This is a genomic window from Nocardia sp. NPDC004151 (assembly GCF_042874235.1).
Lineage (GTDB): Bacteria > Actinomycetota > Actinomycetes > Mycobacteriales > Mycobacteriaceae > Nocardia.
The window spans coordinates 698,287-714,564 of record NZ_JBIAMR010000002.1; the positions used below are offsets into that span (position 1 = coordinate 698,287).

The 16,278-nt window shown below is 68.9% G+C and carries 17 protein-coding genes; 10 read left to right on the plus strand and 7 right to left on the minus strand.

The annotated features are described in order from the left end of the window. Window positions 1–247: 247 nt before the first annotated feature. Together ACFYTS_RS06985 and ACFYTS_RS06990 are read right to left on the minus strand one after the other, a co-directional pair. The gene (locus ACFYTS_RS06985) at window positions 248–1,180 is read right to left on the minus strand and encodes an alpha/beta fold hydrolase (protein WP_357281120.1); all 933 of its coding nucleotides are present in this window, start codon (window positions 1,178–1,180) and stop codon (window positions 248–250) included. Next, window positions 1,180–2,253, minus strand: a complete 1,074-nt coding sequence (locus ACFYTS_RS06990; RefSeq protein WP_387301914.1) for a saccharopine dehydrogenase NADP-binding domain-containing protein — start codon at window positions 2,251–2,253, stop codon at window positions 1,180–1,182. Before ACFYTS_RS06990 ends, ACFYTS_RS06985 begins: the two co-directional genes overlap by 1 nt. A gap of 62 nt (window positions 2,254–2,315) precedes the next feature. Between ACFYTS_RS06990 and ACFYTS_RS06995 the strand changes: the two genes are divergently transcribed. Further along, window positions 2,316–2,924, plus strand: a complete 609-nt coding sequence (locus ACFYTS_RS06995) for a TetR/AcrR family transcriptional regulator (protein ID WP_387301916.1) — start codon at window positions 2,316–2,318, stop codon at window positions 2,922–2,924. Window positions 2,925–3,091: 167 nt separating this feature from the next. Here ACFYTS_RS06995 and ACFYTS_RS07000 read toward each other — a convergent pair whose 3' ends face one another. After that, window positions 3,092–3,961 (minus strand): SAM-dependent methyltransferase, encoded by an 870-nt coding sequence (locus tag ACFYTS_RS07000; protein WP_357281630.1) that lies wholly within the window; start codon window positions 3,959–3,961, stop codon window positions 3,092–3,094. A 281-nt stretch (window positions 3,962–4,242) separates the two neighbouring features. After that, window positions 4,243–4,980, minus strand: coding sequence for a nuclear transport factor 2 family protein (locus tag ACFYTS_RS07005; RefSeq protein ID WP_357281110.1), 738 nt, complete (start codon window positions 4,978–4,980; stop codon window positions 4,243–4,245). 60 nt (window positions 4,981–5,040) lie between these two features. Here ACFYTS_RS07005 and ACFYTS_RS07010 point away from each other — a divergent pair, with 60 nt between their 5' ends. Then, window positions 5,041–5,640, plus strand: coding sequence for a TetR/AcrR family transcriptional regulator (locus tag ACFYTS_RS07010; protein WP_387301918.1), 600 nt, complete (start codon window positions 5,041–5,043; stop codon window positions 5,638–5,640). A gap of 8 nt (window positions 5,641–5,648) precedes the next feature. On the opposite strand, the gene ACFYTS_RS07015 is transcribed toward ACFYTS_RS07010, so the two are convergent. Both ACFYTS_RS07015 and ACFYTS_RS07020 read right to left on the minus strand, forming a co-directional pair. Then, a complete protein-coding gene (locus ACFYTS_RS07015) occupies window positions 5,649–6,794 on the minus strand; it encodes an RNA polymerase sigma factor (protein WP_387301920.1) in 1,146 nt (381 codons plus the stop codon). After that, window positions 6,791–7,198 carry a YciI family protein gene (locus ACFYTS_RS07020; protein ID WP_387301922.1) on the minus strand — a complete coding sequence of 136 codons (408 nt, stop codon included), beginning with the start codon at window positions 7,196–7,198 and terminating at the stop codon, window positions 6,791–6,793. The genes ACFYTS_RS07015 and ACFYTS_RS07020 overlap by 4 nt, the downstream gene beginning before the upstream one ends. 251 nt (window positions 7,199–7,449) lie before the next feature. Here ACFYTS_RS07020 and ACFYTS_RS07025 point away from each other — a divergent pair, with 251 nt between their 5' ends. The 4 genes from ACFYTS_RS07025 to ACFYTS_RS07040 all read left to right on the plus strand — a co-directional run bounded on the left by ACFYTS_RS07025 (window position 7,450) and on the right by ACFYTS_RS07040 (window position 9,730). Then, window positions 7,450–7,848 carry a hypothetical protein gene (locus tag ACFYTS_RS07025; protein ID WP_387301924.1) on the plus strand — a complete coding sequence of 133 codons (399 nt, stop codon included), beginning with the start codon at window positions 7,450–7,452 and terminating at the stop codon, window positions 7,846–7,848. A gap of 127 nt (window positions 7,849–7,975) precedes the next feature. Then, window positions 7,976–8,275: a hypothetical protein gene (locus ACFYTS_RS07030; RefSeq protein ID WP_387301926.1), complete on the plus strand. Its 300-nt coding sequence runs from the start codon at window positions 7,976–7,978 to the stop codon at window positions 8,273–8,275. Between the two features lie 68 nt (window positions 8,276–8,343). Then, entirely contained in the window at window positions 8,344–9,078 is a 735-nt protein-coding gene (locus ACFYTS_RS07035) for an SDR family oxidoreductase (protein WP_387301928.1), read from the plus strand. 190 nt (window positions 9,079–9,268) lie between these two features. Further along, entirely contained in the window at window positions 9,269–9,730 is a 462-nt protein-coding gene (locus tag ACFYTS_RS07040; RefSeq protein WP_387301930.1) for a phage tail protein, read from the plus strand. 20 nt (window positions 9,731–9,750) lie between these two features. Here ACFYTS_RS07040 and ACFYTS_RS07045 read toward each other — a convergent pair whose 3' ends face one another. Next, window positions 9,751–10,524: a metal-dependent transcriptional regulator gene (locus ACFYTS_RS07045; RefSeq protein WP_357281093.1), complete on the minus strand. Its 774-nt coding sequence runs from the start codon at window positions 10,522–10,524 to the stop codon at window positions 9,751–9,753. Window positions 10,525–10,698: 174 nt separating this feature from the next. Between ACFYTS_RS07045 and ACFYTS_RS07050 the strand changes: the two genes are divergently transcribed. From ACFYTS_RS07050 to ACFYTS_RS07065, 4 genes are all read left to right on the plus strand, one after another. Next, entirely contained in the window at window positions 10,699–11,658 is a 960-nt protein-coding gene (locus ACFYTS_RS07050) for a bifunctional riboflavin kinase/FAD synthetase (RefSeq protein WP_357281091.1), read from the plus strand. 173 nt (window positions 11,659–11,831) lie between these two features. Next, window positions 11,832–12,101, plus strand: coding sequence for a 30S ribosomal protein S15 (gene rpsO / locus ACFYTS_RS07055; protein WP_213556830.1), 270 nt, complete (start codon window positions 11,832–11,834; stop codon window positions 12,099–12,101). Window positions 12,102–12,525: 424 nt separating this feature from the next. Further along, a complete protein-coding gene (locus ACFYTS_RS07060) occupies window positions 12,526–14,787 on the plus strand; it encodes a polyribonucleotide nucleotidyltransferase (RefSeq protein WP_357093352.1) in 2,262 nt (753 codons plus the stop codon). Between the two features lie 148 nt (window positions 14,788–14,935). Beyond that, entirely contained in the window at window positions 14,936–16,225 is a 1,290-nt protein-coding gene (locus tag ACFYTS_RS07065; protein WP_357281628.1) for a pitrilysin family protein, read from the plus strand. Window positions 16,226–16,278: the final 53 nt, after the last annotated feature.

Consider the following 16,278-nt stretch of genomic DNA (forward strand, 5'->3'; position numbering starts at 1 on the left):
ATCCTAACGACGTTCGCCGTCGTCGCGGGGCGTTGAGCGAAGTCGGCTGCGTCGGCATGGAGAGTCGGATCACGCTCGGCCGGTGTCGATGTGGCTGACCTGCCGTCGGGGCCGACCGTGAATTGCCGGCGGGTGCGCATCCGGCCCCACGTGTCGTTCCGGTGGCTGGCGACCACGGTCGGGGCGTTGTCCGATGCGGAGATGACGCGTGCGGGCTACCCGCTGCCGCCACCAGAAGTCGAGCCGCTCACGCGTCAGTGGCGTGGCCCGCTCGTGCGCGGTCGCCGGCGTGTCGGTTGAGAAATTCCAATTCGACGCGCAGCACATCGGTGTGGTCGAGACCGCCCGCGTAGACGTCGTAGTGCCCGCCGCGGCTGCGGTAGAGCTCGCCCCGGGGCGCTCGGGCGGCCGCCCGGGTGGCCGGTCCGGTCGGAGCCATCGAGTCGGTTTCGGCGACGACCATCAGCAGGGGGCAACGGATTCGACCGGCCGCCAGGACCGGACGGTGCACGGCGATGTCGAGCAACGAACGCGCGGTGATCCGATTGGGCCACGGCTCGCCGTCCGCCGGGGTGAGCCGATCCAGTCCATCGAGCGCGTCGTTCGTGGCGATCACGCCGTGGCTGCCGGGTCCGACGCTGACCGGCAAGTACTTCGGCGACTTGCCCGCGATGCCCGCGAACAGGTCGGCGACCGCGGTGGCGGTGAGCCGCAGTGCGCGAGCCGGGGGCACCTTCGCCATCCCGGCCGGGCCGTCGACGAGGGGACATTGCGCAATGGCGCCCGCCAACCCGGGATCGTGGGCGGCGACATCGAGGATGTGCATTCCGGCGAAAGACGTTCCCCAGATGAACAATCGGTCGTTGTCGATCGCATCATGGCGGCGCGCCCACGACAGCGCGGTGCGGTAGTCCTCCCGCTGCCGGCGGATCGACAGGAGTTCGCGCGGTGTGCCGCCGGATCGACCCCAGTGCCGGTAGTCGAACACGAGGGCGGCAAAGCCGTTGTCGGCGAAGACTTCCGCGAACGGCGCCAGCCCGGCCGCTTTGACTCCGCCGATACCGTGGGCCATCACCACCGCCGGATGCGGTCCCGGTGTCGACGGCAGGTACAGCCAGCAGTCCAGTTCGGTGTCCGCGCCCGCCGGGATACGTACGTGCTCTCGGGTGAAGTCGGTCATCACAGCTCCTCGGCCGTCGAATCGATAGTGATCGTGCCGCCCGCGGATCGGGCGAGATCGGCGCCGAACAGTGCGCCGGGAGTGAACGCGCCGGGGCGGCCGTCGCCGTCGGCCAGCCGGGCCGCGACCCGGGCCGCCACGCGGCTGGTGAACGCGTAACCCTCGCCGGTGCGCAACCACGCCTGGCGGGTCTCTCCGCCTTCCCATTCCGCGTACGCGTATGCCCACGATGTGTCGCCCGGCGCGCTCGGCGGTGTCAGTCCGAAGCGATCGATGAGCCGGATCACGCTGCGCCGCACCGCATCGACCCGCAGGATCGCGCCCACGACCGGCAGCACGGCTCGGGTCGCGCGGCCGGTGGGCACCTCGCTGGAGGTCGCGATCACGTCACCGGCGCCGGAGGCGCGGACCGCGGCCTCCAACTCGCCGGTCGGTACCGCCACCGTGGGGCGTGTCGTCCCGTCGGGCAACGGGATGTGTTGCAGGTGCGCCCCGAGCCGCGTCCGTTCGATGCGGCCGCCGCGGTAGATCAGCCCGCCGGTCGCCGCAGCGTCCACGACACTGGCCAGCACCGCCGGTCCCAGGCCGTCGACGACGGGCATCGCCGCGACCCGGACCCGGGTCGGGGCCGGGCGTCCCGCGCACAGCTCGTATACCAGCGCCTCATTGGCCAGGACGCCGAATCCCGCACCGGTCACCAGCGTCGACCCTGCGGCTCGGGCCGCCGAATCCAACTCCAGCAACGAACGCACAGGCTCGAATTCGTTGGCCAGATCCACGTAATGACTGCCCGCGGCCACGCACGCCCGCGCGGTCGGGACGGTCGTCGCACCGAATGGCCCGACCGTGTTGACGACGACATCCGGCGTGTCCGCGGTGATGCGGCCCGCCGGATCGTCGGTGACCAGCGTCCGCGGCGGGGGCCCGCCCGGCGCTTCGACCGCGGCGGCGGCCGCGGCCAGCCGTTCCGCATTGCGGCCGACCAGCACGATCTGGTGGCCGCCGGTGGTCAACTCGGCAGTGATGCTGCGTCCGGCGCGGCCGGTCGCGCCGATGATCCAGATTTCGCCCATGGACATACGCTACAACTTGTAGCGTATGTCCGGCAAGGGTCATTCGCTACACTTCGTAGCGTATGTCTGAGAAGAAGAAATCCGCCGCCATGGGCCGTCCTCGAAACGCGGCCCTGGACGCCGCCATCACCGCCGCCGTCGAACAGTTGCTGCTGTCCGACGGCTACAACGCGGTGACCGTCGACCGGGTCGCCACCCTCGCCGGTACCACCCGCACCGCGCTGTACCGCCGCTTCCCGGGACGCGTCGCACTGCTCACCAGCGCCATCGCCGCGCACTTCGGCACCGACCCCGCGCCCGACACCGGCAACCTGCGCGACGACCTGATCGAGCTGCAACGCCGGCAGGTCGAGTTCTTCCAAACCCCGGTCGTCGCAGCGGGTATCGCCGGACTGCTCGGCGATCTCGGCAGCGACCCCCGGTGGAGCGCGCTGTTCCACGAAGGCTTCATGGCGCCGCGCCGCCGCTCGACCGAGGCGATGTTCCAACGCGCCGTCGACCGCGGCGAAATCCCACCCTTCGCCCACCCCGCCCTCGTCTCCGACATCCTGACCGGGCCGCTGCTGCTGCACGCCATGCTTCCGGCCACCGGACCGCTCGACGACGCCCTCATCACAGCCACCGTCGACGCTGCCCTGCACCTACTGAACAAGGGCCTGAGCGACACGTAATCCACTGTGCCGCAGCGGTCTCGGACGATCGGATTCCGGCGGCGAGCCGGTCGCCCAGCATGTTCGCGGTCGTCGGCCGCGTGCGGTGCCACCGTCGAGAACGGTGGCACCGCAACCAAGTTGGCGACCGCGAACGCCGAATTCGCGCCCGTGGCGGAGTTCCGCCGCTAGCGCGCGCGGTCGCCGGGTCGAGTGGGAGTCAGGCGGACGACACCGCTGTACGGCTGGTCGCCGGGCGCCCGCGGGTCCGGCTGCTGGGCTTCGAGTTCTTCGGGGGAGACGGGGAGCGCGAGCCGATCGAAGCGAGCGGCGGCGACGACAATCGATTCGAGGTAGGTGGCGTCCCAGCCGAGGTGTTCGAAATAGGCGACGCCCTCGGCGGGCAGGAAGGTCCACGGTGCGCGCCGCAGCAGGCCCTCGTTGCGGTCGGTCATCAGGTGCGCGACACCGGCCGAACTGACATCGAGACACCATCCGGCGATCTCGGGCCGGGTCAGCGCCGCGGACAACGCGGCCACGTCGGTCTCCCGCAGGTACATCACCAATCCTTCGGAGATCACCAAAGCCTTGCGAACTCCGGTGAGCACCGAGTCGAGATACGTTGTGACAGCTGCGAAATCGGTGACGTCCAGGGCGGTCCTGGTCAGGCGGCACCGCGGTGTCTCTTCGGCGAGCACCGCGTTCTTCTCGGCGATCAGGCCGGGCAGGTCGGCTTCGATCCACCGCAGCTCGGCCGGTAGATCCATCCGATACGGCCGGGCGTCCAGTCCCGCGCCGAGATTCAGCACGAGATCGCAATCGGCCGCGACCGCCTCGGCGATCTGGTCGTCGATCAGCCGGGTGCGGGTGACCAGGAACCAGTCGTCCGCCATCGACTGCCCGGCGGCCGCCGCGATTTCGCGGCCGCGCGGACCGGCCAGACGGTCGGCCAGCGGGTCGCGGAACAACGCGTCCGGCCGAGCGGATTCGATCGCGCGGTGCGCGGCCACCCACCGCGCGGTATCGGACACATGAGTGACCAGTGGTTGCAACGACATTCGGCTCAACTCCTTCGCCCGCCCGATCCACATCGGGTGCCCTCTACATTTATAGAGGATCGAGGTGGGTGATCGGGTGTGGGTTGTGCCACGCGGGGTCATGGCACCCGCGAGTGTCTGCTGCCGGTCGGGTGCGGGTCGTGAAGGCCCGCACAGCGATCACGGTCGCGGCGGCCGACGTCGATGGCGTCGACCAGGGCGGGGAGACCTTGTGCGCGACCGCGCTGGTCGCCATGCGCAAGCTCGAACTCCCCGCCGCTGGGAGCGTGTCGAGCCGAGAGTCAGCGGGCGGTGCGGCCGAAAGCCGTTGCCGCCCGCGTCGCGAGGGCCGCGCCGCGCATCATCCACCGGAAGGAGCCGGTCCGGGGGCCCGGCAGCAATCCGGCCGTCTGTACGGCGTCGACCAGGTCGTAGAGGGTCTCGCCCTCGTACATGAGGCGGTCGGTGTTGAAGTGGTAGCGGTCCACGGCGGTGCACTGGACGAAGGCGCCGTTGCCGGGGATGGAGACGGCGTCGTCGCCGTACGGGTGCAGTTTCAAGGGGCCGCGCAGGTGGCCGCTGCCGTAGTAGCGCACCACTATTCGCACCTCGCCACCGGGCGTGATGTCGACGAAGGACTGGCCGGGGATGGGGTCGTAGCGCCAGTCGGGGATGGCGTCGAAGAAGGCGAAGTTGTAGGCGACGAACTCGTCCAGGCCGACGATGGTGGCGCCCAGGGTGGTGACGTCCTTGTAGCGGAGGTCGGGGGTGTAGAGCTCGTGGTTGTAGCTCATGTCGCGGGCTTGCCAGCTCCACCAGTACTTCTTGGCCCAGTCCAGGGTCCAGGCGATGTCCAGGCCGTGGCCGGCGTAGAACGCGATCTTCTGCTCGTATTCGTCGAACCATGCGGTGGTCATGGCGGTCAGGGCCTGCTCGTCGAGGACTTCGACCGGGGCGGCTCGGTTGCTCAGGATCTTCGGGATCGGTTGGGCCAGGCGGGATTGTGCGAGGGCCTGCTGGAACTGGTGGTCGGTGAACATCGCGACTCCATCGGGAAGCAAGTGCTTTCTGAAGCAGATGCTTCCTGATATCGTCTCGGTGTGTCAAGGAGCTATGGCGGGCGCAGCACCGACGACCGGGTGGCGGACCGGCGCGTCCGGCTCGTCGAGGCCGGGACCGCGATCGCCGGAACGGAAGGTGTTGCCGCGCTGGGCATGCGGGCCGTGTGCCGTGAGGCGGGATTGAGCCAGAAGTTCTTCTACGAGAGCTTCGCCGACATCGACGACCTGCTGCACGCGGTGTACATGGCGGCGCTCGTGCAACTCGAGGAGGCCATCCGGCCCGCCATGGGGGCCCGCGATCTGGCCGGCCTGTTCGACGCGGCCGCCCGGTTGCTGGAGTCCGACCCGCGCATCTGCCGAATCCTGCTGATGGAACCCGTCGCCGACGCCCGCCTGCGCCGGTACGTCCGCGACACCATTCCGGTCATCACCACCGCCGCGCTCGGCGACCTCGTCGCCGGATCGCCCGACGACCCGGCGATCCGGATGCGGTTCTCCGCGTTGTTCGGGGCGATCATCTCCTTGTTCGTGGAGTGGACCGAAGGCAGTCTCGGCACCGACCGGGCCGCCTTCGTCAAGCATGTCTCCACTGTCGCAACACAACTCGTGCCACAGCTCGGTGCGGTCACCCGGTCCTGATCACGGGCTCAGGAACGCAGCGCCTGCCGAACCCGGGCAGCTTCCCGGGTGAGGTGGTCACGCTCGGGCACGGTGGCGGCCACGCGGGCTGCCTCCGCATAGAGGTCCGCGGCCTGCCCGAGGTCCCCGGCACGTTCGTGGAGGTAGGCGCGGGCCGCGATGTGGCGCGGCAGATTCGGGTCCAGGTCGGCCAACTCCGCCAGCCCGGCTCGCGGCCCGTCCGCCTCACCGACCGCCACCGCGCGATTCAGCCGCACCACGGGAGTGTCGGTGAGCTGGAGCAGTTCGTCGTACCACTCGACGATCTGCACCCAATCCGTCTCCGCGGTGCTCGGGGCATCCGCGTGCAGCGCGGCGATGGCGGCCTGGGCCTGGTACTCGCCCAGCCGGTCGCGGGCGAGCGCGGCTTGCAGTATCGCCACACCCTCGGCGATCAGGACTGTGTCCCAATGGGATCGGTCCTGCTGCGCCAGCGGCACCAGCCGACCGTCCGCCCCGGTGCGGGACGCGCGGCGCGCGTGATGCAGCAGCATCAACGCGAGCAGGCCCGACACCTCGGGCTCCTCGGTCGCGGCGACCAGCTGGCGCGTGAGCCGGATGGCCTCGGCCGCCAGGTCGACATCCCCGCTGTAGCCCTCGTTGAACACCAGATACAGCACCCGCAGCACCGTCCCCGGATCCCCGGGCCGATCCAGCGGCTGCCCGGTGGTCCGCCGCTTGGCCCGGCTGATCCGTTGCGCCATGGTCGCTTCCGGCACCAGGTAGGCCGCCGCGATCTGCCGAGTCGTCAAGCCGCCGACCGCCCGCAGCGTCAATGCCACCGCCGATCCTGGCGACAGCGAGGGATGTGCGCACAGGAAGTACAACCACAGCGAGTCATCGGTCGCGGACACCGGGCCCGCCGCGGGCTCCTCCTCGACGGCGAGTTCCCGTCCCCGCCGCGAGGTCTCGGCCCGCGCGGAATCCAGGAACTTCCGCCACGCGACCGCGACCAGCCACCCTTTCGGATCCCGCGGCGGATCGGCCTCCCACGTCTCCAACGCCCGGATCAGCGCCTCCTGCACCGCGTCCTCGGCGGCCGCGAACCCGGCCCCGCGGCGCACGAGCACGCCGATCACCGCGGGGACGAGCTCACGCAGCAGCGCCTCGTTCACTCGGTCGCCGCCGCCGACTCGCTCAGGAACGGCCGCAGCTCGAGCCACTCGTGAATCGGCTTCCCGCCCGCCCCCGGCGCCGCCGACAGCTCCCCGGCCAACTCGATCGCCCGCTCGTAGGAGTCCACGTCGATCACCATCCACCCGGCGATCAGATCCTTCGTCTCCGCGAACGGCCCGTCCGTCACCGGCGGCTGTCCCTCCCCGTCGTACCGCACCCATGTCCCGGTCTGCGCCAGCGCCTGCCCGTCCACGAACTCCCCGCTCCGCTCCAGGCGATCCGCGAAGTCCCGCATGTATTGCACATGCGCGGTCACCTCCTCCGGCGTCCACTGGTCCATCGGCACGTCATTGACCGCCGCCGGTGCACCCCGATAGTGCTTGAGCAGCAGATACTTGGCCATGATGTCTCCCTAGGTTCGCTCCGACCATCCAGGTCGAATGTGTCTGTCACCCCTGGGACGGAGCCACCCGCCCATTCTCGACACCCACCGCCGACAAATTTCGGAATCAACCGACATGCGTGTCAGCGACCGCGTCAGCCCGCCATCAGTGCGCTGTCAGCGACGCCGGACAAAGTACTCCCATCGAACGAGAACGGCCCCGACCCAGACCGGATCGGTGGCCACCACAACAACTTTCGAAGGAGCCCACCATGTCCGCCACCCTCACCGCCCAGGACCAGGCCACCATCCGCTCGGCCGCCTATGGCGCCGTCTCCCTGCTGGCCGCCGCCTCCGCCAAGCCCAGCAAGGCCGCCACCGCCGGCTCCCTCGCCCTGCTCTCCGCCACCGGCCCCATCGGCCACCTCCTGAACGCCAAGTCCAAGGACATCCACCTCCCCGGCAAGACCGTCGCCCAGCTCGCCGACCAGGTCCTCCCCGCCCTCACCACCGCCACCACCCTCCTCACCCACCAGGACCCCGCCGAAGCCGACAACTTCCGCACCACCGTCCTGACCGCCCTCGAAGCCGCCGCCGCAACCACCCCCACCCCCCAGCCCGCCGTCACCGAAATGACCCGCAAGATCACCGAGGCCCTCCACACCGCCTGACCCAACTCCCCACGCCCGCGCCGACTTCCGAGTCGGCGCGGGCGTTCTGTTGCCCCGAGTTTCGGGGTCGTGCTGGGGTGGAAGGGATCTGGCCCAATGGGGTTCTCGACGGTAAGGGGGGTTGATCATGGTGGTCGGGGTGGAAATCGAATTCGATGGGGTGACCATCGAGCAGTACGCGCGCGTGATGGAGATGGTGGGGGCGCCTGCCGGCGGGCCGATGCCCGATGGGGGGTTGTTCGGGTGGGTCGCGGCCACGGAGAGCGGGATTCGGGTTGCCGAGGTGTGGGAGTCGGAGGCGGCGTTTCGGCGGTTCGTTGCCGAGCGGCTCATTCCGGCGGCCCGGCGGATCGGGATTGTGGGGGAGCCTCGGGTCACCTTTCGTGATGTGCTCGGATCTCCGAGACCTGGTGGCCTCGGGTGTTAGTGCGGGGCTAACGCGGGTTCGGTGCTGCGTCGTGGACCGGGGTCATCCGGGGCGGTTGGCTGAATGGCATGACGGACAACGGGATTGGGCAGCGGGCTGGGCGTGCGGTTGTGGTGGGAGGTGGGTCGGGGATGGGGTTCGCCATTGCCGATTCGCTGCTTTCGGAGGGGTATGAGGTGGTGATCGTCGGGCGGTCGGAAGAACGGCTGGCCGATGCGGTGCGGGAGTTGGGGGACGGGAAGGTCAGTGCGGTCGTGGCGGATGTCTCTGATGAGGGGCAGGTCTCGCGGGTGTTCGAGACGGTGGGGGTTGTCGACCATGTGATCAGTACCGCGGCGGATGTGGCGGGGACCTATGGGCCGATCGCCACGTTCGATTTCGAGAAAGGGCGGGGGTTCATCGAGACGAAATTGATCGGGTCGATGTTGTTGGCCAAACACGCGCGGCTCAGCGAGAACGGGTCGCTCACCTTTGTTTCCGGGATCGCGGCGTATCGGCCGGCGGCGGGTGGGGCGATGGTGGCGGCGGTGAACGCGGCGTTGGAGGGGTTGGTGCGGGCGCTCGCGGTGGAGTTGGCGCCGGTGCGGGTGAACGCGGTGTCGCCGGGGTGGGTGATGACCGGGATCTGGGAGGCGATGCCGTGGCCGGACAAGGAGGAGCGGTGGCGGGCGATGGCGGAGAAGCTGCCCGCGCGGCGGCTGGGGCAGCCGGAAGATATTGCGGTGGCGGTGGTTTCGCTGCTGAAGAGCGCGTTCGTGACCGGGACCGTGGCGCACGTGGACGGCGGGCACCGGCTGGTGTGAGCCGGTGCCGGGTGCTGGTCGGAGGGTGATGTGGGTGCAGTCCACCGACGGCCCGCACGCCACCGCGGCGGGGGAGAACGGACGTCCCGGGCGCGGGTTGACCGGGACAGCCGTCCGAGGAAGTTAGGATTGCGCAGAATTCGAGAGCAGGGTCCGGCACGAAACGACCGACACGTTCAGGAGATTCGGCATGTCCTATGCGGTGGATTTCACCACGGTCTCGACCGTCGGCCTGGAGTCGTCCCCGGTCGCACCCGCCCTGGCGGGCCTGCGGGCCAATGAGGCCCGCTACTTCAAGAACAAATACGACCACGTCTTCACGGTCGAGCCCGCGAACACGGCGAAGAAGACCATTGCCTGGGTGAGCAAGATCCTCGCCGATGAGCGCCGGATCGTCATCGAGTCGAAGCCGCTCGAGGCAACGGAATTCGAGGTCGAGGGCATTCGCATGGCCTATGTCTTCTACGAGAGCGGCCTGTCGATCAACGTGATGTACACCCTCGAGGACTCCGGCAAGCGCGCCGTCGGATTCAAACTCTCCGACGGCATGGAAATCCCCGAGGAGCTGGACTCGTTCAAATTCGCCCGGCAGAAATCGAAGCTGGCGGGCACCATTCGAGGGTCCTTCTTCGTCATCAAGGGCGAGTACTGACCCCGACCGGCGTTCTCGGCCTAGTGAGCTTCGCTGAGCCAGATGGCCTCGGCGGCGATGCTGCCCAGATCGATGGTCCGCTCCTGCACCCGCACCGCGATGGTTCCCGCGAAGTCGCGTCGCTCGACCACCGCGATCGGCGTATCCAACGCGATCCCCAGCGAATCGAAGTACCGCAGCATCGCCGGATCGGAATCGGAAATCCGTGCCACCCGCCCGGATTCACCCGCCCCGAAATCACTGAGCTGCCGCGCCGGGGGAGTCGGCACCGCCCCGTCCACCGACGGGATCGGGTCGCCGTGCGGATCCCGGTCGGGATGCCCGAGTTTGGCGTCGATCCGCTCCATCAAGGTCTCCGACACCGCGTGCTCGAGCACCTCGGCCTCGTCGTGCACCTCGTCCCACCCGTAGCCGAGCTCGTTGACCAGGAACGTCTCGATCAGCCGGTGCCGGCGCACCATGGCGACGGCGGCCCGCCGCCCGTCCTCGGTCAAGGTGATGGCCCCGTACCGGGCGTGTTCGACCAGACCCTGATCGGCCAGCTTGCGGACCGCCTCGGACACCGTCGACGCCGACACGCCGATCTTCTCGGCCAGCAGCTTCGTCGACACCTTCTCCTGCGACCACTCCTGCGCGGTCCAGATCACTTTCAGATAATCCTGGGCCACCGACGACAGCACCGGCGCGACGCTGGACGCCCCGCTCGCGGCGGTGAGGGTGGTCCCGTGAGGTTCGGAAGGTGCGGACGGATCGGCCAGCTCGCGGCGGGTGGCGATGTCTCGTTTTCCGGGCACGTAACCGAGCTTAGGCACATGCCGCGCGGTTTCACACATCGGCGCGCTCGCTGGTAGAGGCACCCGCCGCCGAGCGCCCCGGACCGGTGAACACACGGTGACGGGCATGCTTCCGGCCGTGGACTTCCGCACGGCGGAATATTGTCCGAGACGCGCTTTGCGTAGGCTTCCGGTGTGCAGAGATGGCGAAGCCTCGAGGAGATGCCCGCGGACTGGGGCCGGTGTGTCCTCACCATCGGGGTGTTCGACGGCGTGCACCGCGGGCATACCCAGCTGATCAGCCGCGCGGTGAAATCCGCTGCGGTGCGCGGCGTTCCGTCGGTGCTGATGACCTTCGACCCGCATCCGGTGGACGTGGTGCGCCCGGGAACGCATCCGCCGCAGCTGTCCACCCTGGACCGGCGCGCGGAACTGGTCGAGGAACTCGGCATCGACGTGTTCGTGGTGATGCCGTTCACCCGCGACTTCATGAAGCTCACCCCCGAGGAGTACGTCGAGGAACTGCTGGTGGACCGCCTGCACGTGTCCGAGGTCGTGGTGGGTGACAACTTCACCTTCGGCAAGCAGGCCGCCGGCACCCTCGACACCATGCGGGAGCTGGGCAACCGCTACGGCTTCGAGGTCGACGGCGTGCAGCTGCTGGGTGAGCACGCGGTCACCTTCTCCTCCACCTACATCCGCGGCTGCCTGTCCGAGGGCAATGTGGGCGCCGCCGCCGAGGCGCTGGGCCGCCCGCACCGCGTCGAGGGCGTGGTCGTGCACGGCGACGGCCGCGGCAAGGGCCTGGGCTTCCCGACCGCCAACGTGGCCCCCACCATGCATGCCGCCATCCCCGCCGACGGCGTGTACGCGGGCTGGTTCACCGTCCTCGAGAGCGGCGACCCGCTGGCGGGCACCCGCCACATGACCGCCATCTCGGTCGGCACCAACCCGACCTTCGACGGCCGCAACCGCACCGTCGAGCCGCATATCCTCGACTTCGACGCCGACCTCTACGGCAAGCACGTGGCCGTCGACTTCGTCGAGCAGCTGCGCGGCATGCGCAAGTTCGAGTCGATCGAGGAACTGGTCGAGGCCATCCGCCGCGACTGCGATCAGGCCCGCAAGGTGCTGGGCGGCGACACCGAGGAGTAGCCCGCGCCGGGGCCGATTTCCGCGACCACGCGGCACTCCGGTAGGCTGGCCCATCGGGTTTGCTGCGGTCCGCGGCGGCGCCCACCCCGATTCTCACGCAGGTTTCAGTGGCTTGCCCCTGAGAGTGCCGAGAACCGGGTCCTTCCGAGCGCGGTCTGAAACAAGGAGTATCTGTGGCTCTCACCACCGAGCAGAAGTCGGCCATCCTCGCCGAGTACGGCGTCCACGAGAAGGACACCGGTTCCCCGGAGGCGCAGATCGCGCTGCTGTCGAAGCGGATCGCCGACATCACCGAGCACCTCAAGAAGCACAAGCACGACCACCACACCCGCCACGGTCTGATGGCGCTGATCGGTCGTCGCAAGCGGCTGTCGAAGTACCTGCAGGACAAGGACATCAACCGCTACCGTTCGCTGATCGAGCGTCTCGGCCTGCGTCGCTGATTCCAGCCGCGGACCCCTCTGCCCACGAGGTGACACACCTGGTGAGCGGAGGTAGTTGACGAACCGGCCAACGAGGAGGCATAGAATCCTTCTCGTTGGCCTTTCGTATATGTGGCCGGAGGTTCCCCACGATGGGGGACACGGCCGGATATACGCCGACACGAGCCGTATGCACCCGTCGCGTGGCGTCGGTCTTCGGTAGTGGCTTTTCGGGGCGCGAAGTATGAGATGAACCATGCGCGCCCGGAGGGCTTCGATCGATGACCGCCTCCGCGTCGCCGTATCCAAGGGGATACCGGCCGGGTGTGCGTTGCGGCAGCCACGAGGGCTGCCGCGCGCCCATGCCGGGTACGGCCGCCTGCCGGTGGGCACGTGAACGAACACGTGCCGGATCCGGCGAAGACGAGAGGTTGAGATAACAAAGATGTCCGACACCCAGACCAGTTCCGCCGCCGAGGTCGAGCCCGGCGTTTTCGAGTCCGTCGCCCTGATCGACAACGGCGCCTTCGGTACTCGCACCATCCGTTTCGAGACCGGCCGCCTGGCCAAGCAGGCCGCGGGTTCCGTGGTCGCCTACCTCGACGACGAGACCATGCTGCTCTCGGCCACCACGGCCTCCAAGCAGCCCAAGGATCAGTTCGACTTCTTCCCGCTGACGGTGGACGTCGAGGAGCGCATGTACGCCGCGGGCCGCATCCCCGGCTCGTTCTTCCGTCGTGAGGGCCGTCCCTCCACCGACGCGATCCTGACCTGCCGCCTGATCGACCGGCCGCTGCGCCCGTCGTTCGTCGACGGCCTGCGCAACGAGATCCAGGTCGTCGTGACCGTCATGTCGCTGGATCCGAAGGATCTGTACGACGTGGTCGCGATCAACGCCGCCTCGGCGTCCACCCAGATCGCGGGCCTGCCCTTCTCCGGCCCGGTCGGCGGCGTGCGCGTCGCCCTGATCGAGGGCCAGTGGGTCGCGTTCCCGACCGTCGAGCAGCTCGAGAACGCCGTGTTCGACATGGTCGTCGCCGGCCGCGTGGTCGACGGTGACGTCGCCATCATGATGGTCGAGGCCGAGGCCACCGACAACGTGCTGGCCCTGATCGCCGACGGCGCCTCCGCCCCGACGGAAATCGTTGTGGCCGAAGGCCTCGAGGCCGCCAAGCCGTTCATCGCCCGCCTGTGCAAGGCGCAGGCCGACCTGGCCGCCCTGGCGGCCAAGCCGACCGAAGAGTTCCCGATCTTCCTGCCGTACCAGCCCGACGCCTACGAGGCCGTCGAGGGCACCGCCAAGCGTGAGCTGAACGAGGCGCTGTCCATCGCGGGCAAGCAGGAGCGCGACGAGCGCACCGACGAGATCAAGCTGGCCGTGCTCTCCGAGCTGGCCGAGTCCTTCGCCGGTCGTGAGAAGGAGCTGGGCGCGGCCTTCCGCTCGGTCACCAAGAAGCTGGTCCGCCAGCGCATCCTGACCGACAGCTTCCGCATCGACGGTCGTGGCCTCGCGGACATCCGTGCGCTCTCGGCCGAGGTCGCCGTGGTGCCGCGCGCCCACGGTTCGGCGCTGTTCGAGCGTGGCGAGACCCAGATCCTGGGCGTCACCACCCTCGACATGGTGAAGATGGCGCAGCAGGTCGACTCGCTCGGCCCGGAGACCTCCAAGCGCTACATGCACCACTACAACTTCCCGCCGTTCTCCACCGGTGAGACCGGTCGCGTGGGTTCGCCCAAGCGTCGCGAGATCGGCCACGGCGCTCTCGCCGAGCGCGCCCTGATGCCGGTGCTGCCCTCGCAGGAGGAGTTCCCCTACGCCATCCGTCAGGTGTCGGAGGCGCTGGGCTCCAACGGCTCCACCTCGATGGGCTCGGTCTGCGCCTCGACCCTGTCGCTGCTGAACGCCGGTGTGCCGCTGAAGGCCCCCGTCGCCGGTATCGCGATGGGCCTGGTGTCGGACACCGTGAAGAACGACAAGGGTGAGGACGAGGTCCGCTACGTGGCCCTCACCGACATCCTGGGCGCCGAGGATGCCTTCGGCGACATGGACTTCAAGGTCGCCGGTACCCGCGAGTTCGTCACCGCCCTGCAGCTGGACACCAAGCTCGACGGCATCCCGTCGCAGGTGCTGGCCGGCGCGCTGAACCAGGCCAAGGACGCCCGCGACACCATCCTGGACGTGATGGCCGAGGCCATCGCCACCCCGGACGAGATGAGCCCCTACGCTCCGCGCGTCACCGCCATCAAGATCCCGGTCGACAAGATCGGCGAGGTGATCGGACCCAAGGGCAAGGTGATCAACCAGATCACCGAGGACACCGGCGCCAACATCTCCATCGAGGATGACGGCACCGTGTTCGTCGGTGCGACCGACGGCCCGTCGGCGCAGGCCGCGATCGACGCGATCAACGCCATCGCCAACCCGCAGCTGCCGAAGGTCGGCGAGCGCTTCCTGGGCACGGTCGTCAAGACCACCGCCTTCGGCGCGTTCGTGTCGCTGCTCCCGGGCCGCGACGGTCTGGTCCACATCTCGAAGCTGGGCAACGGCAAGCGCGTCGCCAAGGTGGAGGACGTGGTCAACGTGGGTGACAAGATCCGCGTCGAGATCGCCGACATCGACAACCGCGGCAAGATCTCGCTGGTTCCGATCGACGAGGATTCGGACAACTCCGCGACCTCGGCTGCGGTCGACGCGAACGCAGAGTAATCATTTCTCTGTGACGAAGAAGCAGTCCGCGGTGCGCGCGGGTTCCGCGCGCACCGCGAAGGACTCCGTGCAGAACAACGCCCCCTTGCTCCGCAACCTGGAGCAGGGGGGTTCTGCGCTGGCGATCGACCGGAACGAGTCTCCCGCAATGGATATCGGAGTGCGCCGGACCGTCCTGCCCGGCGGCCTGCGGGTCGTGACCGAGCATGTGCCGGGCGTGCGCTCGGCCTCGATCGGCGTATGGGTCGGTGTCGGTTCGCGCGACGAGGGCCCGACCGTGGCCGGCGCCGCGCATTTCCTCGAGCATCTGCTCTTCAAGGCCACGCCCTCGCGCTCGGCCCTGGACATCGCCGAGGCCATGGACGCGGTCGGCGGCGAGCTCAACGCGTTCACCGCGAAGGAACAGACCTGCTACTACGCCCATGTGCTCGACGAGGACCTGCCGCTGGCGGTGGACCTGGTCAGCGACGTGGTGCTCAACGGGCTGTGCCGCGCCGAGGACGTGAGCGTGGAACGGCAGGTGGTGCTGGAGGAGATCTCCATGCGCGACGACGATCCCGAGGACTTGGTCGGCGACGCGTTCCTGACCGCGCTGTTCGGCGACCACCCCATCGGGCGTCCGGTGATCGGCAGTGTCGAGACCATCGAGGCCATGGGCGCGCACCAGCTGCGCTCGTTCCACCTGCGCCGCTACCGGCCCGACCGGATGGTGGTGGCGGTCGCGGGCAATATCGAGCACGAGCACGTCGTCGAATTGGTGTTCCGCGCCTTCGAGAATCGGCTCGAGACCGGACTGGAACCGGCGCCGCGCCGCGAGGGCAAGTTCCGCCCGCGCGGCAATCCGGAACTGATCCGCATCAACCGCGACAGCGAGCAGGCGCACCTGGTGTTCGGCACCCGCGCCTTCGGGCGGCACGAGGGTGAGAAGCGCTGGCCGCTGTCGGTGCTCAACACCGTGCTCGGCGGCGGCCTGAGTTCGCGGCTGTTCCAGCGCATTCGGGAGGAGCGCGGGCTGGCGTACTCGGTGTACTCCAGTGTCGACACCTTCGCCGACACCGGCGCGTTCTCGGTGTACCTGGGCTGCCAGCCCGAGAACCTCGGTCGCGTAGCCGCTCTGGCGCACGGCGTGCTCGAGGAGGTGGCGGCCAACGGCATCACCGACGCCGAATGCGCTCGCGCCAAGGGTTCGCTGCGCGGGGGACTGGTGCTGGGGCTCGAGGACTCCGGATCGCGGATGAACCGCATCGGGCGCTCGGAGCTCAGCTACGGCAATCACCGCAGTGTGTCCGAAACCCTCGCTCGCATCGACGAAGTCACCACCGAGGAGGTGTCCTCGATCGCGACGAGCCTGTTGGCGCGACCGTTCGGGGCGGCGGTGGCCGGACCGTATCGGCGCACCCGCGACCTGCCCTCGGCCGTCCGGAATCTGGTCGGCTGAAATACTTACTCGGCGGTAATCTCCAGCCGCCGGTGAGGTATGCCCGTTTGTGG

Bases quoted from the DNA above. Each gene is read 5' to 3' on its own strand.
- ACFYTS_RS06985 (WP_357281120.1), bottom strand. From the start codon at position 1,180: ATGACCGACTTCACCCGAGAGCACGTACGTATCCCGGCGGGCGCGGAC.
- ACFYTS_RS06990 (WP_387301914.1), bottom strand. From the start codon at position 2,253: ATGGGCGAAATCTGGATCATCGGCGCGACCGGCCGCGCCGGACGCAGC.
- ACFYTS_RS06995 (WP_387301916.1), top strand. From the start codon at position 2,316: ATGTCTGAGAAGAAGAAATCCGCCGCCATGGGCCGTCCTCGAAACGCG.
- ACFYTS_RS07000 (WP_357281630.1), bottom strand. From the start codon at position 3,961: ATGTCGTTGCAACCACTGGTCACTCATGTGTCCGATACCGCGCGGTGG.
- ACFYTS_RS07005 (WP_357281110.1), bottom strand. From the start codon at position 4,980: ATGTTCACCGACCACCAGTTCCAGCAGGCCCTCGCACAATCCCGCCTG.
- ACFYTS_RS07020 (WP_387301922.1), bottom strand. From the start codon at position 7,198: ATGGCCAAGTATCTGCTGCTCAAGCACTATCGGGGTGCACCGGCGGCG.
- ACFYTS_RS07025 (WP_387301924.1), top strand. From the start codon at position 7,450: ATGTCCGCCACCCTCACCGCCCAGGACCAGGCCACCATCCGCTCGGCC.
- ACFYTS_RS07030 (WP_387301926.1), top strand. From the start codon at position 7,976: ATGGTGGTCGGGGTGGAAATCGAATTCGATGGGGTGACCATCGAGCAG.
- ACFYTS_RS07035 (WP_387301928.1), top strand. From the start codon at position 8,344: ATGACGGACAACGGGATTGGGCAGCGGGCTGGGCGTGCGGTTGTGGTG.
- ACFYTS_RS07040 (WP_387301930.1), top strand. From the start codon at position 9,269: ATGTCCTATGCGGTGGATTTCACCACGGTCTCGACCGTCGGCCTGGAG.
- ACFYTS_RS07060 (WP_357093352.1), top strand. From the start codon at position 12,526: ATGTCCGACACCCAGACCAGTTCCGCCGCCGAGGTCGAGCCCGGCGTT.
- ACFYTS_RS07065 (WP_357281628.1), top strand. From the start codon at position 14,936: ATGGATATCGGAGTGCGCCGGACCGTCCTGCCCGGCGGCCTGCGGGTC.